The sequence below is a fragment of the Solwaraspora sp. WMMB762 genome (assembly GCF_049179115.1).
In the GTDB taxonomy this organism is placed as follows: domain Bacteria; phylum Actinomycetota; class Actinomycetes; order Mycobacteriales; family Micromonosporaceae; genus Micromonospora_E.
The window spans coordinates 5,132,581-5,152,253 of the sequence record NZ_JBMHMD010000001.1 but is presented as its reverse complement, the minus strand read 5'-3'; the positions used below and the strand labels follow the sequence as shown (position 1 = coordinate 5,152,253).

The window sequence follows — 19,673 nt, the reverse complement described above, 5'->3', positions numbered from 1 at the left end:
TACTAGCAGAACGGCGCGCGCCACACCGCCCGCCCCCTCCAGGTTGGCCCGGCGACAGCTGGGAAACAATCGCCAGGTGAGCGATGGAGGGACGGCCGGGCAGGACCGCGCCGGTGGCGGCGGCCGGCGGCTGCTCGGTTTCCTGCTCGCTGTGCTCCCGGTCGCCGTGGTGCCGTTGACCGCCGAGGTGCTGCGACACCGGCTGCCGGACCGGCTGCCGATGCACTGGAACACGGCCGACGTGGTCGACGCGACCAGTTCGCTGACGAACAGCGTGACCGGCTACACGATCGGCGCGGCCGCCGGGGCGGTGCTCGCCGCAGTCGGGGTGCTGCCGCTCGGGCTGCGGTGGCAGCTGCGGCGGTGGCTGATCACCATCGGCGCGGCGGTCGCCGGGTTCGTCGCCGGGATCTGGCTGACCACCGTGGCACTGTCGGTCGATGTACTGGACCCGACCCGGGCACCGGCGCCGAGCTGGCACATTCCCGCGCTGATGGTCGGGGTGACCGGTTGGACGGTGCTGGCGTACGCGGCGTGCGGTTCGCCGCCGGCCCGGCCGGCGGCGGACGGCCGACCCGCCGCCGAGCTGCCCCGGGTGCCGCTGCCGGCCGACGGTGCCGGGTGGACCGAGCAGACGTCGGTGTCCCGCACCGGGCTGTGGATCCTGGTCCCGTTGCTGCTGCTCGCCGGGGTCCTGGCGGTCTGGATCAACGTCTGGGTGGCCAGCCCGGTGCTGCTCACCGTGGCGTTGGTGATGCTGCTGCTGGTCAACCGGCTGACCATCGACCGGCAGGGCATCCACATCGGCTTCGGACCGTTCGGGTGGCCGCGGATCAGCGTGCCGGCGCGGGAGGTCGTCGGGGCCGTCCAGACGACGGTACGGGTGTCCGAATGGGGCGGCTGGGGCTACCGCTACCACCCCGACACGCGGGGACGTGCCCTGATCACCCGATCCGGTCCGGGCATCCGGGTGCAACTGTCCGGTGGGCGCTACCTCGTGTTGACCACCCGGGAGCCGCAGACCGCAGCCGGTCTGGTGAACACCGTCGCCGACCTCGCCGACCGCTGATTCCGGTCCCGCGGGCTCACAGGCCCGTCGGCCAGCCGCTCGACGACTGGCCGGACGGGTTGAACACGGTGTGCAGCTCCGCCGCCACCCGGTCCTGGGCCGCCTCCGCCACGTCCAGCACCGCGCCCATCCCGAAGAACTCGTGCGGTACGCCGTCGTAGTGGATGTGCTCGACCGGTACCCCGGCCGCCCGCAGCCGCTGCGCGAACGCCTGCCCCTGGTCGCGCAGCGGATCCCGTTCCACGGTCAGCACCACCGCCGGCGGCAGACCGGCGAGCCGTTGCACCGGCAGGTCAAGCAACGCCACCCGGGGGTCGTCGAGCATCTCCGGGCGAGGGAAGGCGTGCCGGGCGAACCAGCTCAGCATCGGGCGGTTCAGCGGTGCCGCGTCGGCGGCGTCCACTCCGGAGCCGTCGTCGACCGTCACACTGGTCACCGGGTAGATCAGCACCTGCAGCAGCGGCAGCCGCTGACCGGCGTCGCGCAACTGCAGGCAGGTGGCCACCGCCATGTTGCCGCCAGCGGCCTCGCCGGCGATGGCGATCCGCTCCGGGTCACCGCCGATCTCCCCGGCGTTGTCCAGCAGCCAGCGGGTCGCGGCGAGCACGTCGTCGTGGGCGGCCGGGAACGGATGCTCCGGGGCGTGCCGGTAGTCCACCGCCACCACCAGACACCGTTCCTTGTTGCACAGCGCCCGGGGGGTGGCGTCGTAGGTGTCCAGGCTGCCCACCACCCACCCACCCGCGTACAGGTAGATCAGCACCGGCAGGCCGCCGGCCGGTGACGCCGACGTCGGCCGGTAGACCCGCAGGGTCAGTTCCCCGCCGGGACCGTCGATGGCGAAGTCGAAGACCGAGTCGACCGGCTCCCGTTCCGCCAGGTCCCCCCGGTCGGTACGGATCCGGGCCACCGCGTCGGACAGGGTCGGCTGGCGCCGCGCCTCGGCCGGATCGAGGATCTCGGTGGGCCGGGGGCCGAGCGCGGCGAACGCGTCCAGCAGCGCCTGCGATTGCGGTTCCAGCAGCCCGGACGCGTCGGTGGCGAACCAGCCACGCCGCCCCGAGGTCCGGTCGCGGAGCCGGTCGACCAGCGCGGCCGGGCCGCTCAGCAGCCGACTGCTGCGGGAGGTGTTCGGTGTCTGCGGATGCGGATGGGTGGGTGCACGGTACTTGGCGGCGGTGAACTGCGCCCCGAGTTCGGCCATCCGCTGCGGACCGACCGCGGCCCGCAGTGCCGGCAACAGCACCCCCTCCTGGTCGGCGGCCTGCCGGCGAACGTCGGCGATCAAATGGTTGAGCGCTTCTTCGAAGTCCAGGTTCCCGGGTCTGGACCGGTCGATCTCGGCCGCCGCCTCCTTGATCCGCTGACGGGTGTCCCGCCCCCGCTGGACCAGCTCGGCCGCCGACCCGGCAGTCAATCGCCGACCGGCCGGACCGTCAGTTGACGCGCCGTCGACGGACAACCGGTTGGTCACCGTCGGCTCGTCGAAGACCGGGTCGAGGACCTGTTCCTCGGCCGCCAGGTGCATGGAGATCCGGTAGACCACCTGGTCTGCCAGGATCCGCCGGTCGCCCTGGCCTGTCTCCAGCCGCCGGAAAAGCTGGTCCAGCAGGACGTGATCGTCGTTGATCGCCCGGTCGATGTCGCCCGGCAACACCTCGATCACCCGTACCATCGTTCTCCCCCGCTGTCCCGCGTCCCGGCCGCTGTCCCGCGTCCCGGCCGGTGTCCGGCACCCCGCCTGGCTTCGGTCGGTAACATCAGCCCGGCGCACGGTTACCCTCGGCGCGGGCCATGATTCCGCGCGACGGGCGATTGCTTCGGCGAATCTCCCCCGACCGTCGTCGACCGGGTGCCAGGATTCGGTCAGCAGGGTCCACCCAGCCGATCAGCAGGAGGAAATCCGCCATGTCCGTCGCCGCGGCCGGGGTGCCCGCCTGGGTCGACCTCGGTACCTCCGACCTGCCCGGTGCGATCCGGTTCTACGGCGAACTGTTCGGCTGGTCCGCGCAGCCGCCCGACGGTCCGGACGCCGAGGGATACACCCTGTTCAGCAAGGACGACAAACTGGTCGCCGGGGCCGGCTCGGTCGCCACCGACGGGCAGCCGCCGACCTGGACCACGTACATCGGCACGCTCGACGCCCAGGCGAGCGCCAAGCTCGTCGAATCGGCCGGCGGCACCGTGCTGATGCCGCCGTTCGACGTGCTCGACCGGGGCCGGGCGGCGGTCTTCACCGACCCGGCCGGGGCCAGCTTCGCCGTCTGGCAGCCGCTGTCCATGGCCGGCGCGGAGCTGGCGAACGTGCCCGGCTCACTCTGCTGGAACGAGCTGACCACCCGCGACCCGGAGGGCGCGAAGGAGTTCTACGGCGCGGTCTTCGACTGGGAGACCCGGGACACCCCGTTCCCGCCGATCATGTACACCGAATGGCTGGTCGAGCAGCAGCCCGTCGCCGGGATGATGCCGATGGTCGGCGACGACTGGCCGGCGGACCTGCCGGCCCACTGGATGGTGTACTTCGCGGTGAACGACTGCGATGCCACCGCCGAGCACGCCGCCGCGCTCGGCGGCACCGTCTCAGTCCCGCCCACCGACCTGCCGCACGGCCGGTTCGCCGTGCTCAACGACCCGCAGGGGGCCTTCTTCTCGGTGATCCGGATCGCCGGCGACTGACGGTTCTGGACGGGGAACGGGCCGGTCCGTGCCGGGAACGTCCCGGTCGCGGACCGGGACGACCAGCGGGCCGTGCGCGCCGGGCAGCACCCGCACCCGGGCCCGGTAGTACCGGGCCAGGTTCTCCTCGGTGAGCACCTCGGCCGGCGGGCCGGCGGCCACCGTCCGGCCGGCGGCGAGCAGCACCAGCCGGTCGGCGTACTCGCCGGCCACCGACAGGTCGTGCATGGTGGCCAGCACGGTCAGCCCACGGTCCCGGCGCAGCTCGTCGACCAGTTCCAGCACCTCCTGCTGATGGCCGATGTCCAGGGCGCTGGTCGGCTCGTCGAGCAGCAGCAGCGGGGCGCCCTGGGCCAGCGCCCGGGCCAGCAGCACCCGCTGGCGTTCACCACCGGACAGGGTGGCCAGCCGCCGGTGCGCGAACCCGGTCAGATCGAGCCGGGCCAGCACGTCGTCGACCACCGCCAGGTCGGCCGCCGACTCCCGGCCCAGCAGCGGGACGTACGGGGTACGGCCGAGCAGCACGTAGTCGGCGACGGCGATCCCGGCCGGCACCACCGGCGACTGTACGACGGTGGCGACCAGCCGGGCCCGGTCCCGCCGGCCGAGCCGGGTGATCGGCGTACCGAACAGCTCCAGGCCGCCGTCGACCGGCAGCAGCCCGCCGACCGCCCGCAGCAGGGTCGACTTGCCGGCTCCGTTCGGCCCGATCACCGCCACCCACTCGCCGGCGGCCACGGTCAGGTCGACACCGTCCAGCACCGGCGCGCCGCCGAGGCGTACCCGCAGATCACGGCCGACCACCGGGGTGCCGGCGGCAGTGCTCGCGGGCGCGGACTTGAGCGCGGGCCCGGTCTCGGGCCCGGGATCGGGCCCGGACGCCGGCCCGGTCACAGCGCCACCGTCCGGCGGGTGGTACGCAGCACCAGCACGAAGAACGGGGCGCCGAAGAAGGCGGTGACCACACCGATCGGGATCTCCGCCGGCGCGGCCACGGTCCGGGCCACCACGTCGGTGACGGTCAGGAACGCGCCGCCGAGCAGCATCGACAGTGGCAGGATCACCCGGTAGCTGCTGCCGGCGACCAGCCGGACCAGGTGCGGCACGATCAACCCGACGAAACCGATCAGCCCGGACACCGACACCGCCGCCGCGGTGCCCAGCGACGCGGCGGCGAGCAGCAGGTATCGGGACCGTTGCGGGTGCAGGCCGAGGCTGGCCGCCTCCTCGTCACCGACCGACAGCACGTCCAACTCGCGGCGGTGCGCCAACACCACCACGGCGGCGATCACCGCGTACGGCAGGACCAGCCGGACCTCGTGCCAGCCGTCGGTGGCCAGCCGGCCCAGCAGCCACGAGTACACCTCCCGGATGGTGTCGACGTGGCGTTGCAGCAGGTAGGTCTGCCCGGCGGCGAGGAACGCCGAGACCGCCACCCCGGCCAGGATCAGCGTCGCGGTGGACCGGTCCGGCCCGGCGGCACCCGTACCGAGCAGGTAGGTCAACGCGACCGCGCCGAGCGCGCCGACGAACGCGGCCAGCGGCACCGTCACCGGCAGCCCGGTCAGCACCCCGGTGCCGGGGCGCAGCGCGATGACCGCGGTCACCGCCAACCCGGCTCCGGCGGCGACGCCGAGCAGATGCGGGTCGGCCAGCGGGTTGCGGAACACCCCCTGGTAGCAGCCGCCGGCCAGGGCCAGCATGCCGCCGACCAGCAGCGCCAGCACCACCCGGGGCAGCCGCAACTGGGTGACGATCGCCACCTGCCGGTCGTTGAGTCCACTGTCCAGGTCGACGCCGGGCAGCAGGTTGAGCAGTTCGGCGGCGACCGCCAGCGGCGGCAGACTGGCCGGGCCGAACGCCAGCCCGGCCAGGGCCGACAGCACGACGGCGGCCACCGCACCGGCGAACCAGCCGGCGGTCAGCCCGGGCCGCCGCCGAGTCGCCGCCGCGTCGGGCATGTCAGGACGCCGCCGCGTCGACCGCGTCGACGATCGCCCGGACCAGGTCGACCACCCGGGGGCCCCAGCGGGACGCGACGTCGTCGTCGAGCTCGACCACCTGACCGGCCTGGACGGCGGTGATCGTGGACCAGCCGGCCCGCTGCGCCACCGTCTGCGCGTTCTGCTGGCAGCACTTGCTGTCGGCCAGGAAGATCAGGTCCGGGTCGGCGTCGATCAGCGCCTCGGCGGACAGCTGCGGGTAGCCACCGGCCTCCCCGGACGGGTCCGCCGGGTCGGCGACGTTGGTCAGCCCGACCATGGTGAACAGTGAGCCGACGAAGGTGTCGCTGGTCACCGTGTAGAGGGTGGGATCGAGCTCGTAGTAGTAGCTCAGCGGCTCGGCCGGCCTCGCCACGTCGGCGACCAGCTTGTCGATGTCGGACCGCATGGTGTCGACCAGGTCGGCCGCCGCCTCCGGGTGCCCGGTGAGGGCACCAAGTTCGGTGATCTGGCGGTACGTGTCGTCCAGAGTGACCGCCGCCCCGGCCAGGTAGACCGGGATCGACAGTCGGGTCAGCCCGGCCACCACCTCGTTGGTGTCGCCGGAGAGCACCACCAGGTCGGGTTCGTAGCCGGCGATCGCCTCGACGTTCGGGGTGAACCCGGACAGGTCAGTGGTCGGCGCCTCGGCCGGGAAGTTGGAGTTGTCATCGACGGCGGCCACCTGGTCGCCGGCGCCGATCGCGAAGAGCATCTCGGTCGCGGTCGGCGACAGTGCGACGATCCGCTCCGGGCGTACCTCCAGGGTCAGGTCACCGACGGTGACCGGGTAGCTGGCGGCGGTCTCTGGGCTGACGCCGGGCTGCGCGTCGTCAGGCCCGCCGGAGCCGTCGCCGGCCTGGCCGCAGCCGGTCAGGGCAAGGGCCGCGGCGGTGGCGACCACGGCGGTACGCAGCAGCGCGGCCCGCAGCGGGTGGGATCTGCTCATCTGGTCCTCCTGTCGGTCGAGGGCTGGTGCTTCGCCGACAGGTCGGGGGTGGTGACTCCGGCCCCGGCCAGGTGGCGAGGCGCCCTTCCTCGAGAGCGCGGTTCGCGACCACGCCGCAGGCGACCTGGCTAGCCCCGGCCGTCGGCCGGGGCATCACAGTTGCGGGACAGCGCCGGGTTCGCACCGGCTTCGCTGCGGGGCGGTCGGTAGCACCGTAACCCACCGGCGCCGGCCGGCAGACACCGCGACAGCGCAGGGCCGCCGTACGGTGATGTTCACCGCACGGCAGCCCTGCGTGCCGGCACGAGCCGGGCCGGCACCGCTGGTGACGTCAGGAGCTGGTGATCCGGACGTCGTCGATGGCCGCCTCGACCAGGCTGGCGGTGGAGGCGTCCGCCGCCTCGACCAGGATCCGCACCGTCTGACCCGCGTACGGGGTCAGGTTGTAGCTGCCGGTCGACCAGGACCCGTACCGGTTGCTCCCCGCGCCGGACTGGTTCAACAGCGTCGTCGTGCCACCACTGTGCACCACGCTGATCCGCAGGTAGTCAGCCGACGACGAGTTGTTCAGGTGGGCCAGGTACCAGGCGAGCGACAGGGTGAGGGTGCCGCTCGACGGCAACGCGACGGCCGGCGAGCGGGCGCTGGTCGCCCCGCTGTCGATGTCGTACGAGCCGGCCGAGGAGCCGGCCAGCCGGCCGGTGACCAGGCTGTTGCTGCCCTGGTACGCGGTCAGCTGCAGGGCCCCGCCGGAGCTGGTGGCCTGCGCGACGCCGCGCTCCCACTGCCCGGTGCTGGCGGTGTCGGTGCCGCTCGGGTCGGTCGTCCAGCCGGTGGCGGACTCGAAGTCGTCCGCCCAGACGGTGCTGCCCGGCGGGTCGACCGGGCCACCACCGTCGCAGTACTGCGACTCCTTGCCGATCACCCGGTACGGGCAGTCGGCGTACTCGCTGAACATCAGCACCGCTTCCCGGTTGCGGGCGGTCTGGGCGGGGATCACCTCGTCGGGCGGGTAGAAGCCGCCGCCGCCGGACGAGCCGGGGTACATCTCGAACGTGTACGCCCAGATGCCGTGCTCCCCCCACATCCAGTCGATGCTGCTGCCGTCGGTGATGTACAGATCGGAGGCCTGTTCCGGGGTGTAGCCGTTGGTCGCCGCCATCTGTCCACCGAGGGTGGCGAAGGTGTTGTACTGGTCGGTGGTCATCCCGGAGGGCGTGTTGGCGGTGGTCCAGCCGAACGGCCAGAGCACCAGCTCCGAGTAGCTGTGGAAGTCGATGTTGGCCTTGATCTGCTGCTCACCGCCGACGACCCGGCTGTCGACGAAGTCGCGCAGCGCCTGGGTCTCCGGGGCAGAGAAGGCGTACGGGCCACGGTAGGTCGACGACGACGGGGAGCCGGAGGACCCGCCGCAGCAGCCCCACCGGTAGTCCCAGTTGCGGTTCAGGTCGGTGCCGACGGCGAGCGCACCGCTGTTCGGCTGCCGGTTCTTGCGCCAGGACCGGTACGAGCCGGTGGCGATGTCGTACTCGCTGCCGTCCGGGTTGACGGTCGGCACGATCCAGATCTCGCGGGTGTTGACGATGTTGGTGATCCGCGAGTCGCTGCCGTAGCCGTCGGTGAACAGGTTCAGCAGGTAGACCGCCATCTCGACGGTGAGGTGCTCGCGGGCGTGCTGCTGCGAGTTGAACAGGATCTCCGGCTCGTCCTCGTCGGTGGCGACGTTGTCGGAGATCTTGACCGCCATCAGGTCGCGGCCCTCGTACGAGGTCCCGATGCTGATCTTCCGGGCGATGTTCGAGTGGCTGGAGACCACCTGGTTGACCACCGTGGTCAGCTCGGCGTAGTTGTGGTAAGCCGAGTCGGACGGCGGGAAGTCCAGGGTGCCCACGTCGCCGGTGCCCCGGACCGGGGCGCGGACCGCTTCGACGTCGAAGCCGAGCGCCTGGATCGCGCTGACCTCGGCCCGGGTCGCGGTGATGTTGAGGATGCCGTGTTCGATGTAGTCGATCGCGGCGCCGGTCCCGGCCACCGCGTCGCGGTCGGCGAAGGTCTTCGGTCCAAGGACCCGGTACGGGCCGGCGATCGACTCCCGGTCGGCACCGCTGGGCTTGGGATCGGCCGACACTGGGCCGGTCACGACGGCGAACAGGCCGACGACGGTCGCGACGGCGAGGACGGTGGTCCTGCGCCACGAGCCGGCGTTGGCAGTTGGTGCGCGGAATCGCATCTAGACCTCCTGGGGGTGGGGAGGACTCCGCTGGTGAGCACAACTGCACCATCTGTCACATGGTCATATCAATATCTATTACGCTCAGTTCCATGCCAAGCTGATCATCACACGACGCGGATACTTCGCGTACCGGACACCATGCGGGCGGGACGATGACACTGGCCTTGACGGATCTCAGCTACCAGGGACTCCTCGATCCGCCGCGCCGCGCGTACCACGCGGACGCCGCCACCCGCGACCGACGGCGCGCCCTCCGCTCAAGATCATGTGAGCGCCATGGACGTCTCCTGGCGCTTGTGAGGTCCATAGCGCTCACATGATCTTGGATCTCGCCTGCGCGTCGGAGACGGGCCGGGTAAACCGGATGACGCTGTCTGCCGGCCGCCCGATGATGGCCAACGTGGCGCAGGTCGAGGTCGTCGTCGCCCATCACGAGCGCGCGACCCTGCGCGTCGGCGACGTGTTCCTGAAAATCGATGCCGATCAGACACGCACCGAGGTCGAGGTCGAGGCGATGGCGAGAGCACCGGTGCCGACTCCGCAGGTGCTGTGGCGTAGACCGCCCGTACTCGCGCTCGCGGCCCTGGCCGGGACGGCGCTCGGCCGGCTCGGCGAGCCGTCGGCGACGCCGTCGGCGGCCTGGGCCGCGACGGGTGCCGCCGTACGGATGCTGCACGACGCGCCGCTGCCACCGTGGCCCGGTCGCAGTCCCGACGAGTTGGCTTCGCAACTCGACGGCGAGTGCGAGTGGCTCATCGCGACCAGAGTGCTCCCCGCCGACCTCGTCCTGCGCAACCGCCGGACCGCCGAGGCCGCGCTGCGGCCGTGGACACCGGTCTTCACGCACGGCGACCTGCAGGTCGCCCACGTCTTCGTCGACGGCGACGAGGTCACCGGCGTGCTCGACTGGTCCGAGGCGGGCCGGGGTGACGCCCTGTTCGACCTCGCCACCTTGACGTTGGGGCACCGGGAACGCCTTGGTGACCTCCTCGCCGGCTACGGCACCGACGTCGACCTCGACGTGATCCGCGCCTGGTGGTCGGTGCGCAGTCTGCTGACGATCCGTTGGCTGGTCGGGCACGGCTTCGACCCGGCCTCGCCGGGCTGCGAGATCGACGTACTGAGATCCGCAGGGACCCCGCCGACCGGCCGGTGACCGACAAGGCCGGTGAACTGTAGGGTCGGCCACCGTGACAGGTCTCAGGTGGCGGGTACGGCTGGCGGGTCTGGCAGCCGCCGCCGGGTTCCTCGCCGTGGCGCTCGGCATCCGGGTGCTCGCCGGTGGGGACGGCGTGCTGGACAGTTCCGGTGCGCTGCAGCAGTACTCCGGCACCGCCCTGTACGCGTCGATGGTCTACGCCGGCGTGTTCGTCCTGACACCGGCTGCCGGGCCGATCGTGGCCGGGACGGTCGCCGTCGCCTTCTGCTGGCTCGTCGAGCTGCTGCAGCTGACCGGCGTACCGGCGGAGCTGTCCGAGCGCAGTCTGCTGGCACGGCTGGTCCTGGGCGCCCATTTCGACCCCACCGACCTGGCCTGGTACGTGGTGGGCGTACTGCCGTTGGTGCTGCTGCATGTGGGCGTCGATCGCTGGCGACTGCGCCACCCTGGCCGGTGAGTCACGGTGTGGCCGGTTGACCCAGGGCCGCCTGGACGATCCGGATCGCCTCGGCGGGGTCGATGCCGCCCCTGGTGATGATCGTCGCGTAGTCGCGGGCGGCGCGGTGGGCCTGTTCGAGAGCCTGATCGCCGGCGGCTGTGACGAACGAGCCGGCCCGCCCACGGGTCTCGATCAGCCCGGCCTCCTCCAGCTCCCGGTACGCCCGGCCGACGGTGTTCACGGCCAGGCCGAGGTCGGCGGCGAGCCGGCGGACCGTCGGCAGCCGGGTGCCGACGGTCAGCGACCGGTCCTGGATCTGCCGGGCGAGCTGGGCCCGGAGCTGCTCGTACGGCGGCGTCGGCGAGGCGGCGTCGATGACGATCATCGGACGATAATGGCCTGCCGTGCGGTCGCCCCGACAGCCATGGTCCGGGTCTGGACCAGACCGAACGCGACGACTCCGGCCAGGACGAGTCCGATCGCGACCGCGTTCCACCAGCCCAGCGACTCGCCGTACAGGAAAATGGCCGGCAGCGACCAGACCAGGCTTGGGGTGACGAGGGCTCGGGCGTCCTCGACCCGCATGATGACGTCGGCGGTGAGTGAGGCCTCGTCCTCGGCGACGGCCGGGCTGGTCAGCACCTGACGCAGCTGCATGACGATGCCGGCTCCGGCACCGACGAGCCCGATCAACACGACGGCGGCTCCGGCCCGCAGGACCGGGTCGGAAACCGGCAGTACGCTCACCGCGAGCGCCAGCGCGCCGGTGTAGGCGGCGACCGTGAAGACGGCGTACGGCCGGCCGAGCACCGCCGGCCAGCCGAACCCGACCGGGTGGGCCACCCGCCGGGGCAGTTGCGCGCCGGCCCGCCGGTCGACGCGGCGGACCCACTGGCGGAGCAGCCACTGCGCCGCCAGCAGACCGACCACCAGCGCGGTGAGCAGCAGCAACGACAACCAGGAGTACGCGGCGTCGGTGAGCCGGCTCAACGTGTGGGTGAGCGCCGCGCCGATCAGGAACGCGGCCAGCAGCATGTCGCCGGCGAGCTTGGCCCGCCGTCGTACGGCAAGCCGGGTCGCCAGCAGCGGGGTCGGCTCGGTGTCGGTCAGACCGTGCTGGTCCAGCCACTGCCTGGTCTCGCTGTGCTCTGCCTGACGCATCGCCACCACCTCAATAGTCGCAATCTTTGTCTTACAACCATGAGTCATAGCATGCGACAAAGTCAAGCCAGTGAGGCGTTGGCCTCGGCCCCCGCCCTGCGACTGGAACCCAGGGGAGGGGAGAAACCCCTCGCAGCCCTGAAACCACCGCTAGTATTACGTAGTACAAGTAATACGTGACACGCTGGAGGCACGGTGAAGCTGAACAGCAAGGGTCAGGTGACCATCCCTGCGCCGCTGCGCGCCAAACACGGCCTGCATGAAGGCGACGAGATCGAGGTTGTCGAGGAGGGCGACGCGCTGCGAATCGTGCGGGTCGACGGTGCCCTCTCCAGAGGACAACGGCTTGTGCGGCATCTGCGCGGGCAGGGCACCGCACGCGAGACGGAGGGCATGACCACGGACCAGCTCATGGAGTTGCTCCGTGGCGAATGAGCGGCTCCGCGTGGTGCCCGAGAGGCATTCGGACGGGACCGTCACGCTGGTCGACTCCAACGTCCTGCTCGACATCCTCACCGAGGATCCGACGTGGTCACAGTGGTCGAGTTCGGCGCTCGCCGCGTCCCGCGACGCAGGCGTGCTCGTGATCAACCCGATCGTGTACGCCGAGATCTCGGTACGGTTCGACCGCATCGAGGATCTGGACGAGGTCGTCCCGGCATCGGATTTTCTCCGCGAACAACCGCCTTACCCTGCGGGTTTCCTGGCAGGGAAGGCATATGTCAAGTACCGCAGGCAAGGTGGCACCAAGAGCTCGCCGATCGCCGACTTCTACATCGGCGCCCATGCGGCAGTATGCGGCTATCAGCTCCTCACCCGGGACTCCGCCCGGTACCGCAGCTACTTCCCCAGGCTGGCCGTGGTCGCCCCCGACTCGTCGCAGGCATAGCCGAGGTCATGCCGCTCACTGTCCGCGAGCTGGTGACGTGGACGCCCCGGTCGGCGACCGCTCGGCGGCAGCGAGGCCGCGTCAGTCACCGCTGACGGGCCCGCCACCGGCCGAGGCCTGCGGCGCTCAGGCCTTCCCCCAGACCACCGACGATGAAATGATGGCATCGCTGGGCGTCGATCTCGTTATGTCTGGAGACACGCGGAAGATCGGCGAGTGCCCCGACCCTATGGGAGGATGCATGCGAAGACTGACCACACTGCTGGTGGCGTTCATGATCGCCATGGCCGGCCTGTTCGCGACCACCGCCGCCCCAGCATCGGCGGACTACCCGGACCCGCCGGGCGGCACGCTCCGCAACGTCTACAGTGATCTGAATTTCTGCCACTGGTACGGCAACTACGGGATCCAGAACGACCTGTGGAGTTCCTACCTCTGCCAGTACCGCGCGTACGGCAACCCGCCCACCGTCTACTACTTCTTCTGGACGTTCGACTAGCGGGTGGCTCCTGGGGAGGCTCCACCGGGGCAGGTCAGGGCACGTCCGTAGGTGGCGTGCCGGTCGACCGTCGCGTTCGACGACGCCGAGACGCCTGCGATGCCCGGTCCCGGAAAACCAAGGTGCCCGAGAGCTTGATGCCACAGGTGCATCATGATGCATCTCCGGCATCACGCTCGACCGACACCCCCGCCCGAGACGCGACACTGCGTACGTCGGGCGGCGCGTTCCGTAAGGCGTCGTCGGGATCGCGGTGATCGGCGGCGCCGGCCTGACCCTCAGCGCCGGCCTGACCCTCAGCGCCGGCCTGGTCCCCGGCGTCGGTGGGATGCGCCGTCGAGACGGTTCCGGGCGATGGTGAGCGGCCCGGTTCGCGGCGGTCGGCACGTGGCGCACGGCGGTGGTCAGCAGACGGCGTACCGTCCGGGGCCGCACCACACCCGCCGCGACCAGCCGCCCCGCGACCTGCTGATGAGCGCCGGGGCGCCAGCAGCGCCAACCAGGTACCCACCCGCCGGTACCCCGACTCGGCGGCCATCCAACGCAGGATCCAGCCGCCGAGCGCGTCCACCGGCACGTGCCGCGCCGCCAGCCAGAGCCGGCTGTCGCGCACCCGCAGCGCCCCGGCGTCGACCAGGTCCACCAGCAGCGCGGCGGCCAGGCCCAACCGGCGGTCCCGGTCCCAGCGGCGATCCCGGCTCCGACCCTTGCCCCGGTGCGGTGGACCATCATGGCTCCCTTCGTGGTCACGAGCCGACGGCCTACACCGGCATCCGGGCCTGGAACTGCCGCGACTGCCAGTCCCGCAGCGCCTGCTTGATCCGTACGTTCTCGTCGCGGGTCATCGCCAGCTCGGCCCGCACTGCGGCCAACTCGTCGGCGACCAGGTGCAGAAAGGCGCGTACCTCGGCCGGGTCGAGACCGCGCCGGGTACGGTCCAGGAACTGACGGTCACGGACCAGCCCTGGGCTGATCGACGGCCGGACCGCGCCACGGTAGTGGCGGGCACCGGCGTTGCGGGTGTGCGGCCGGGACTGCCGCCGGGTACGCCGGGGAAACAGGACGAGGTGGAGAAGCCTGCGCACGGTGGAACCGCCTTTCGCATTTCGACGGGATCGCTGTCAGGGCGTTTCTGGTCAGGAGCGAGATTCGGGGGTACGGCCGTCGCGCTCGACGACGCCGGGCCGCCGCAATGCGTGTTTGAACACCGACAGCAGCATCATCTGGCCGGCGCGGGGGCCGCTGACGAAGGTGCCCATCACCGCGATCATGGTCACGTGTGGAATGTCGTGACCGTGCCGCAGATGGGACACCCGAATCGCCACCGGACTGTTGCCGAATGCCCAGTCTTCGGCGCGCAGACGCAGCACGTCGCCGACCTTGATCAACGGTTCACCGGACAATTTCACACCACCCGCTGCCGTTGCCGCTCCGGCCGTCGTCGCTGCTCTCCGGCGGGTGCGGGAACTCCGGCGGCGACAAGCCGGCGACGGTGAGGACGGTCCGAATCCGCCGTGCTCGCGGCACGTCCCGCCGGTCGAGGACCGCCAGGGCCATGGTGAACGGTGCGCAGAACGCGACCGATCCGCACGTCGGGCATTCGCCGATCCGCCTCGGCAGGTGCTTCTCAGCGGTCTCCCGGGCGTGCCGCAACACCGGATCGTCGTCCGGGTCCGCCCCGGCGACCATCACCTTATTGATCATCGAATCCCTCCCGATCTTTTGCTGTCAGCAGATCCACCCTGGACCCGCAGCGCCAGCAGTGGAAGGATTCCCACCAACAGAACCCGTTCCGAAACTTCGATCTTGAATCGGGAAGGACCGGTAATTCGTGAGCAGCAACGGGGTTCCCCGCACTCTCAAGTTCCTCCGCACCCTCAACGGAGGCATGACCCAGGAGCAGTTGGCGCAGCGGCTGAGCGTCTCCACCTCGCTTATCGCCAAGTTCGAGACGGCCCGGCAGATCCCCCTGCCGGACACCGCCGAGCAGATCGACGATGTCTTCGGCAGCGGCACCCTGGTGCAGGAGACCGCCGCAGACGCCCGCAACGCCGTGCCGCCGGACTGGTTTCAGCCGTGGCCGGAGTACGAGGCCCAGGCCGAGATGCTGCGCGGGTACGAGTCGACCTACGTCCCCGGGCTGTTGCAGACCGAGGCGTACGCCCGCGCGGTGCTCGCCGTCGGCCTGCTTCCGCCGGAGGTGGCCGAGCAGCGGCTGGCGCACCGGCTGGCTCGCCAGGTGACCGTCTTCGACCGCAAGACGCCGCCGGTCACCTCGTTCATCGTCGACGAGGCCGCGCTACGGCGGGGCGACCCGGTGATGATGAAGGAGCAGCTGCTGCACCTGGTGGAGATGTCGCGGCGCGACCGGGTGCTGCTGCACGTGGTGCCGGCCGACGCCGGGCTCTACATCGGCCAGCTGGGCAATTTCGCGCTGGCCACGCTGCCGGGCGGGGCGACGGTGGCCTATGCGGAGAACCCGGTGGACGGCCGCACCTACGAGGAGCCGGCCAAGGTCGCCGCCTTCATCAACGCCTGGGAGGCGATACGCTCGGTGGCATTGCCCCAAGACATGTCCCGGGACCTGATCGCGAGAATGGCAGAGGAGCTATGACCGAGCCAGCGTGGCGCACCGCCAGCCGCAGCAACAGCAACGGCGGCAACTGTGTCGAGGTCGCCGACAACCTGCCCGGCCAGGTGCTGGTCCGCGACAGCAAAAACCGCACCGGCGGCACCCTCACCTTCACCCCAACCGCCTGGTCAACCTTCGTCAACCAGGCCGCCACCACCCGACCCTGACCAACCCGACACCGGCCCTCTTGGAGGAGGATGCAGAACCGGCGCGCATCAGCGCTGACCTATCCGCCGGATGTATCCGCCACTCGACGTGCAGGGCGTCGGCCCTCAGCACGTCCGAGCGGCCGTACTCGCCGCCGAGAGTCCGTACAGCTTGGACCGGCGACCGGCCGAGCCTCCAGGAACGCATCAGCTGTTCCCGGATCGGGTGGGTACCAACGCGCGCTCATGCCGAGAAGCGCGCACCTCGGTTCGTCGAGTCTCGGTCCGCCGCCGAGTGGAGGGCTCAGGCACGTTATTTGCGCGAATAACGTGCCTGATCCCTCCACTCGAAGCAGTGTCGCCGATCGCGGCGTCCGGATCTGAACCTGCCGCCGCGGCCGCTTCGGCGGTTGAGGTGTCGGGGCGGTACAGCGAAATCCGCTCATGCCGCAAACCGATCGTCACCGTGGATGACGGAGCGCCAGGTTGCGACTTCTCGGACTTGCCGATGGAAGTGCGAGCAAGGGACGTGACATCGCCCGTGGTCAGGGCAGCGAGATCCGCGTCGGCCGAGCGCCGCCGGCAGCTCCGTAGCGTTCTGCGATCAGGACCCTACCGCTGGCGACGGCGGCCCGCTGGCGTGCCGATTCGTACAGCATGACAGTCGCGGCGGTCGCCGCGTTCAGAGAGCTGGCGGACCCGAGCATTGGGATCCGGACGAGCTGGTCGCATGCCTCGCGCCAGCCGGAGCTGAGGCCGGTGGTCTCGTTGCCGATCAACGCCAGGGTGGGTTGCGTGAAGTCGTACTCGGCGGCGTCCAGAATGCCGCGCTCATCGGTTCCCATGATGCTCATTCCGATGCCGCCGGCACGGACGTCAGCGACCCAGGACAGAACGGCCTGGTGGGAGGGCACCCGAACTACCGGCAAGGCGAACAGCGAGCCGGTACTCGCGCGAACCGCCTTCGGGTCGTACACGTCGGCGGCGTGACCGGTGACGATGACGCCGCCGGCGCCGAAGGCGTCCGCCGACCGAACGAGGGTCCCGATATTGCCGGGGCTGGTGGGCCGATCGAACACAACGGTGAGCATGGTCGGACCGATCGGGATACGGCGCAGGTTGTCCTCCGGCAGTGCGACCACGGCCAGCAGCTCTGGAACCTTGTCTGCCTTGCCTCCCAGTTCGTGCATCAGTTCACGCGAGACGGCACATTTCTCGGCCCGGACTGTGTCCAGGACCTCGCGTGCCCAGCCAGACAGCTGAGCGCTGGTGTCGTAGAGCAGCTCCCGGATCTGCCAGCCGTGTTCGACGGCCATGGTGATCGGGCGCACGCCCTGCACCAGGAACTCGCCACGTCGCTGCCGCTTGGTCCGATTCCCGAGGAGAGCTTTCCACTGCTGGAACCGGGCATTGCGCGCACTCACTCGCAGAACCACTGCCAAAACCCCGCCTCCGACGCACTTAGCCGGCCCTGCCCTGCCTGCCACACTTCACCGGCCTCTGGCTCCCCGATGTTCCGAAAAGACCCTCGGCCAGGCATTCAGGAACGGACGGAGCAAGTCGCCCCGGCGCCGCGGTCGGTGCCGTCCCCGTCCGGACCGAGGGCATCCTGCCCGAGACCTCGACGGATCGTGATCTCTACAGGTGAATATGCGCAGTCGGCCCGCTCCAGTTCGTACGGTGCGGCTGGCATCAGCGGCGGTTGGGCCATGAAGCGGGGCCGCGTTCCGTGGTGCGGTTGCGCCGCGTGTACCAGGAATGGGTGGCACAGGAAGACATCGCCCGGAGAGCCGGTGGCGAGGGCGAGCGGCCGGTGCTCGGACGCCGCCACCAGGTCGGGCGCAAGGGCCAGTCCACTCGCTCCATCCTCCCCGTACGTCTCCAGCACCTTCGGTACGTCGAGGTGGGAGCCGACCCGGATCCGGGTCGGGGCGTCCTTTTCACCGACCTCACTGAACAGGAACAGCATCAGCAGCGCCCTGCCCCGGGAGCGCACATTGGTGAAGTACCAGCTCTCGCCCTCCGGCAGATAGCTGCCCTCGATATGCCAGCCCGCGTCGTCCGGCTCCTCTTCGTGCGGGAAGCGCAGCGGGAACGTGCCCAGCGAGTAGCGGGGCTCCCAGCGTCCCGCACCGACGAGCAGGTCGTACGCGTGATGGAGGAACGGGGAGTTGGGAGCGGCGGCAAACGGCCCCTGCGCCATGCCGGGCACCCAGTGCACGGGCTGCGTCCACGTCGCTGAGTCGTCCGGATCGCAGCCCGTCTCCCGCCACAGCAGCCGCGCGCAGTCCGCTGCCACGCGCGGCGCGACGGCGCCCTCCAGCTTCACGAAGCCGTCGCGAAGAAAGCGAGACACCAACGTCGTGTCATCCATGCCCACCATCGTGCGGCGGCACCGTCTCGACCACCCGACACTTTCCGCGCCGATTCTGTAGGGTGCCTACCGGCGCGCTGCAACCAAGGTTGACGAGCGACGTCCTTGACCCCGACTACGCCGAGGGCACCGCGCTGACCTACCTTCACGGGGTCACCGTGTCCCCGGGTACGCCGGTCCCCGGCGGTCTCGACATCATCGAAGTTCCGGCTGGCAGATGGGTGGTCATTCGGACCAAGGGGCCGCATCCCGTGCATGAGCCTACGAACGACTTCAGCACCGCGACCTGTGAACTCTGGCTGCCCGTCGAACCGGCGTAACGATCTGGCGAGCATCCAGACAACATCAGGGGTCCGGCCGGCGGCCGAGTTGTACGCCGGGCACCAACGGACGACTCGAAGGTGCGTGGGGCCACTGGCGTGCCCTGCCCACCAGGGGTTCAAAAGTCCCCTCGGTCCACAGATCCCCTGACCTGCCGCAATCGGCACGCTGCCCAGCGTTACGCCGAGCTGCCCGGCTGTCGTCCGGACGTGCCGAGAAGCGCACACCTCGGTCCGTCGAGTCTCGGTCCGCCGCCGAGTGGAGGGCTCAGGCACGTTATTCGCGCGAATAACGTGCCTGATCCCTCCACTCGAAGCAGCGTCGCCGATCGCGGCGTCCGAATCTGAACCTGCCGCCACGCGCCGCTCCGGCGGTTGAGGTGTCGGGGCGGTACAGCGAAATCCGCTCATGCCGCGAAGCGTTCGCCGTTGCCTGGTCGGGCCGGAACGTAGCACTGGCTCCAAAATCTCCTACTGGAAAGGCTCCGGCGACTCGCCGATCCGGGCTTCCAGGTCGCCGAAGTCGGTGAGGAAGCAGGCAACCTCGCCGCCGGCGGTGTACCCGACCCAGCTCCGGTACCGACCGTCAGCGCCGAGGTGGATGGCGATGAGGTTGGTGCCGGTAGCCTCGTGGTGGTAGATGCTGTAGGGCTCGTCCGCGTCGAAGGAGAGGTCCGCTATCAGTTCCTCGCGGGCCTCGTCGTCGGTCAACGCCTCGAAGACCTCGACCGAGCCGAACCCCCCGGTGGCGCCGTCGACCGGATAGATGTAATCCTCTCCGTTGCGCTGGGCGGGCAGCCACTGGCTGACCGGCTCGGGACGTACGACGACCCGGGCACCCAGCACCACGTCGTCCTCGGTCAGGATCTCGACGGCGTACTCGCCGGGTGACACGGTCTGGGTGAACGCCCAGCGGGCGACTTCGCCGGCGGGGAAGAGCCCAGGCGGTTCGGCGGCGACCAATCTTCCGCTTGGCAGCCGCAGCCGCACGTCGGCGGTGAGGGTCGTCGCTGCGGCGAGCAGCCCGTCGAAGTCGTAAGTCATGGCGGAATTCCCGGGGTGGTCGGCTGACGCGGAGGGACGGCAAGCAGCTCATGCTCGCGCATTTGGCCGAGATGCGTACCACCGTCGCCGTACACCCGCAA

Annotated in this window: 22 protein-coding genes, 2 pseudogenes and 1 riboswitch; of the genes and pseudogenes, 10 read left to right on the top strand and 14 right to left on the bottom strand. The window is 70.5% G+C overall.

Annotated elements, in window-relative coordinates; genetic code table 11:
- Positions 1 to 76: 76 nt before the first annotated feature.
- On the top strand, positions 77 to 1,069 hold the full coding sequence (locus tag ACN27J_RS23020) for a hypothetical protein (protein ID WP_421369434.1): 993 nt from the start codon (positions 77 to 79) through the stop codon (positions 1,067 to 1,069).
- Positions 1,070 to 1,085: 16 nt separating this feature from the next.
- Here the strand turns inward: ACN27J_RS23020 and ACN27J_RS23015 are convergent, their stop codons facing one another.
- Positions 1,086 to 2,735 carry an alpha/beta hydrolase gene (locus ACN27J_RS23015; protein ID WP_421369432.1) on the bottom strand — a complete coding sequence of 550 codons (1,650 nt, stop codon included), beginning with the start codon at positions 2,733 to 2,735 and terminating at the stop codon, positions 1,086 to 1,088.
- 242 nt (positions 2,736 to 2,977) lie between these two features.
- Between ACN27J_RS23015 and ACN27J_RS23010 the strand changes: the two genes are divergently transcribed.
- Positions 2,978 to 3,745, top strand: a complete 768-nt coding sequence (locus ACN27J_RS23010; RefSeq protein WP_421369430.1) for a VOC family protein — start codon at positions 2,978 to 2,980, stop codon at positions 3,743 to 3,745.
- Positions 3,746 to 3,778: 33 nt separating this feature from the next.
- Here the strand turns inward: ACN27J_RS23010 and ACN27J_RS23005 are convergent.
- The 4 genes and pseudogenes from ACN27J_RS23005 to ACN27J_RS22990 all read right to left on the bottom strand — a co-directional run.
- Positions 3,779 to 4,549, bottom strand: a pseudogene (locus tag ACN27J_RS23005) (ABC transporter ATP-binding protein); the annotation flags it as partial.
- A gap of 86 nt (positions 4,550 to 4,635) precedes the next feature.
- Complete coding sequence (locus tag ACN27J_RS23000) at positions 4,636 to 5,706, bottom strand: FecCD family ABC transporter permease (RefSeq protein ID WP_421369428.1); 1,071 nt, start codon at positions 5,704 to 5,706, stop codon at positions 4,636 to 4,638.
- Between the two features lies 1 nt (position 5,707).
- Positions 5,708 to 6,676, bottom strand: a complete 969-nt coding sequence (locus ACN27J_RS22995; protein WP_421369426.1) for an ABC transporter substrate-binding protein — start codon at positions 6,674 to 6,676, stop codon at positions 5,708 to 5,710.
- A 123-nt stretch (positions 6,677 to 6,799) separates the two neighbouring features.
- Positions 6,800 to 6,864: riboswitch (cobalamin riboswitch) on the bottom strand.
- Between the two features lie 143 nt (positions 6,865 to 7,007).
- The gene (locus tag ACN27J_RS22990) at positions 7,008 to 8,906 is read right to left on the bottom strand and encodes a M14 family zinc carboxypeptidase (protein ID WP_421369424.1); all 1,899 of its coding nucleotides are present in this window, start codon (positions 8,904 to 8,906) and stop codon (positions 7,008 to 7,010) included.
- 367 nt (positions 8,907 to 9,273) lie between these two features.
- On the opposite strand from ACN27J_RS22990, the gene ACN27J_RS22985 reads away from it, so the two are divergent.
- Both ACN27J_RS22985 and ACN27J_RS22980 read left to right on the top strand, forming a co-directional pair.
- Positions 9,274 to 10,065, top strand: a complete 792-nt coding sequence (locus ACN27J_RS22985) for a phosphotransferase family protein (protein WP_421369422.1) — start codon at positions 9,274 to 9,276, stop codon at positions 10,063 to 10,065.
- A 34-nt stretch (positions 10,066 to 10,099) separates the two neighbouring features.
- Positions 10,100 to 10,525, top strand: a complete 426-nt coding sequence (locus tag ACN27J_RS22980) for a DUF2809 domain-containing protein (protein ID WP_421369421.1) — start codon at positions 10,100 to 10,102, stop codon at positions 10,523 to 10,525.
- Between the two features lies 1 nt (position 10,526).
- On the opposite strand, the gene ACN27J_RS22975 is transcribed toward ACN27J_RS22980, so the two are convergent.
- Complete coding sequence (locus ACN27J_RS22975; RefSeq protein ID WP_421369419.1) at positions 10,527 to 10,892, bottom strand: GntR family transcriptional regulator; 366 nt, start codon at positions 10,890 to 10,892, stop codon at positions 10,527 to 10,529.
- Positions 10,889 to 11,668, bottom strand: coding sequence for a hypothetical protein (locus ACN27J_RS22970; protein WP_421369418.1), 780 nt, complete (start codon positions 11,666 to 11,668; stop codon positions 10,889 to 10,891). The genes ACN27J_RS22975 and ACN27J_RS22970 overlap by 4 nt, the downstream gene beginning before the upstream one ends.
- A gap of 195 nt (positions 11,669 to 11,863) precedes the next feature.
- Here ACN27J_RS22970 and ACN27J_RS22965 point away from each other — a divergent pair, with 195 nt between their 5' ends.
- The 3 genes from ACN27J_RS22965 to ACN27J_RS22955 all read left to right on the top strand — a co-directional run bounded on the left by ACN27J_RS22965 (position 11,864) and on the right by ACN27J_RS22955 (position 13,056).
- Positions 11,864 to 12,103 carry an AbrB/MazE/SpoVT family DNA-binding domain-containing protein gene (locus tag ACN27J_RS22965; RefSeq protein ID WP_421369416.1) on the top strand — a complete coding sequence of 80 codons (240 nt, stop codon included), beginning with the start codon at positions 11,864 to 11,866 and terminating at the stop codon, positions 12,101 to 12,103.
- A 10-nt stretch (positions 12,104 to 12,113) separates the two neighbouring features.
- The gene (locus ACN27J_RS22960; RefSeq protein WP_421369414.1) at positions 12,114 to 12,557 is read left to right on the top strand and encodes a type II toxin-antitoxin system VapC family toxin; all 444 of its coding nucleotides are present in this window, start codon (positions 12,114 to 12,116) and stop codon (positions 12,555 to 12,557) included.
- A 241-nt stretch (positions 12,558 to 12,798) separates the two neighbouring features.
- Positions 12,799 to 13,056, top strand: a complete 258-nt coding sequence (locus tag ACN27J_RS22955) for a hypothetical protein (protein WP_421369413.1) — start codon at positions 12,799 to 12,801, stop codon at positions 13,054 to 13,056.
- 151 nt (positions 13,057 to 13,207) lie between these two features.
- Here the strand turns inward: ACN27J_RS22955 and ACN27J_RS22950 are convergent.
- The 4 genes and pseudogenes from ACN27J_RS22950 to ACN27J_RS22935 all read right to left on the bottom strand — a co-directional run.
- A pseudogene (locus ACN27J_RS22950) lies at positions 13,208 to 13,747 on the bottom strand (hypothetical protein); the annotation flags it as partial.
- 70 nt (positions 13,748 to 13,817) lie between these two features.
- A complete protein-coding gene (locus ACN27J_RS22945) occupies positions 13,818 to 14,141 on the bottom strand; it encodes a DivIVA domain-containing protein (RefSeq protein WP_421369411.1) in 324 nt (107 codons plus the stop codon).
- Between the two features lie 51 nt (positions 14,142 to 14,192).
- A complete protein-coding gene (locus ACN27J_RS22940; RefSeq protein ID WP_421369409.1) occupies positions 14,193 to 14,444 on the bottom strand; it encodes a hypothetical protein in 252 nt (83 codons plus the stop codon).
- Between the two features lie 4 nt (positions 14,445 to 14,448).
- Positions 14,449 to 14,760: a hypothetical protein gene (locus ACN27J_RS22935; protein ID WP_421369408.1), complete on the bottom strand. Its 312-nt coding sequence runs from the start codon at positions 14,758 to 14,760 to the stop codon at positions 14,449 to 14,451.
- A 127-nt stretch (positions 14,761 to 14,887) separates the two neighbouring features.
- Between ACN27J_RS22935 and ACN27J_RS22930 the strand changes: the two genes are divergently transcribed.
- The gene (locus ACN27J_RS22930; RefSeq protein ID WP_421369406.1) at positions 14,888 to 15,670 is read left to right on the top strand and encodes a helix-turn-helix domain-containing protein; all 783 of its coding nucleotides are present in this window, start codon (positions 14,888 to 14,890) and stop codon (positions 15,668 to 15,670) included.
- Complete coding sequence (locus tag ACN27J_RS22925) at positions 15,667 to 15,855, top strand: DUF397 domain-containing protein (RefSeq protein WP_421369404.1); 189 nt, start codon at positions 15,667 to 15,669, stop codon at positions 15,853 to 15,855. Before ACN27J_RS22930 ends, ACN27J_RS22925 begins: the two co-directional genes overlap by 4 nt.
- 524 nt (positions 15,856 to 16,379) lie before the next feature.
- On the opposite strand, the gene ACN27J_RS22920 is transcribed toward ACN27J_RS22925, so the two are convergent.
- Entirely contained in the window at positions 16,380 to 17,276 is an 897-nt protein-coding gene (locus tag ACN27J_RS22920) for a TrmH family RNA methyltransferase (RefSeq protein WP_421369403.1), read from the bottom strand.
- Positions 17,277 to 17,374: 98 nt separating this feature from the next.
- Positions 17,375 to 18,208, bottom strand: a complete 834-nt coding sequence (locus tag ACN27J_RS22915) for a phytanoyl-CoA dioxygenase family protein (protein WP_421369401.1) — start codon at positions 18,206 to 18,208, stop codon at positions 17,375 to 17,377.
- 62 nt (positions 18,209 to 18,270) lie between these two features.
- Here ACN27J_RS22915 and ACN27J_RS22910 point away from each other — a divergent pair, with 62 nt between their 5' ends.
- Positions 18,271 to 18,528, top strand: coding sequence for a GyrI-like domain-containing protein (locus ACN27J_RS22910; RefSeq protein ID WP_421369399.1), 258 nt, complete (start codon positions 18,271 to 18,273; stop codon positions 18,526 to 18,528).
- A gap of 471 nt (positions 18,529 to 18,999) precedes the next feature.
- Here ACN27J_RS22910 and ACN27J_RS22905 read toward each other — a convergent pair whose 3' ends face one another.
- Complete coding sequence (locus ACN27J_RS22905; RefSeq protein ID WP_421369397.1) at positions 19,000 to 19,572, bottom strand: DUF4241 domain-containing protein; 573 nt, start codon at positions 19,570 to 19,572, stop codon at positions 19,000 to 19,002.
- Between the last annotated feature and the right edge of the window lie 101 nt (positions 19,573 to 19,673).

Excerpts from the sequence above, each read along its gene's own strand:
- ACN27J_RS23010 (WP_421369430.1), top strand. The coding sequence starts at position 2,978 with ATGTCCGTCGCCGCGGCCGGGGTGCCCGCCTGGGTCGACCTCGGTACC.
- ACN27J_RS23000 (WP_421369428.1), bottom strand. The coding sequence starts at position 5,706 with ATGCCCGACGCGGCGGCGACTCGGCGGCGGCCCGGGCTGACCGCCGGC.
- ACN27J_RS22995 (WP_421369426.1), bottom strand. The coding sequence starts at position 6,676 with ATGAGCAGATCCCACCCGCTGCGGGCCGCGCTGCTGCGTACCGCCGTG.
- ACN27J_RS22990 (WP_421369424.1), bottom strand. The coding sequence starts at position 8,906 with ATGCGATTCCGCGCACCAACTGCCAACGCCGGCTCGTGGCGCAGGACC.
- ACN27J_RS22985 (WP_421369422.1), top strand. The coding sequence starts at position 9,274 with ATGACGCTGTCTGCCGGCCGCCCGATGATGGCCAACGTGGCGCAGGTC.
- ACN27J_RS22975 (WP_421369419.1), bottom strand. The coding sequence starts at position 10,892 with ATGATCGTCATCGACGCCGCCTCGCCGACGCCGCCGTACGAGCAGCTC.
- ACN27J_RS22970 (WP_421369418.1), bottom strand. The coding sequence starts at position 11,668 with ATGCGTCAGGCAGAGCACAGCGAGACCAGGCAGTGGCTGGACCAGCAC.
- ACN27J_RS22955 (WP_421369413.1), top strand. The coding sequence starts at position 12,799 with ATGCGAAGACTGACCACACTGCTGGTGGCGTTCATGATCGCCATGGCC.
- ACN27J_RS22935 (WP_421369408.1), bottom strand. The coding sequence starts at position 14,760 with ATGATCAATAAGGTGATGGTCGCCGGGGCGGACCCGGACGACGATCCG.
- ACN27J_RS22925 (WP_421369404.1), top strand. The coding sequence starts at position 15,667 with ATGACCGAGCCAGCGTGGCGCACCGCCAGCCGCAGCAACAGCAACGGC.
- ACN27J_RS22915 (WP_421369401.1), bottom strand. The coding sequence starts at position 18,208 with ATGGATGACACGACGTTGGTGTCTCGCTTTCTTCGCGACGGCTTCGTG.
- ACN27J_RS22905 (WP_421369397.1), bottom strand. The coding sequence starts at position 19,572 with ATGACTTACGACTTCGACGGGCTGCTCGCCGCAGCGACGACCCTCACC.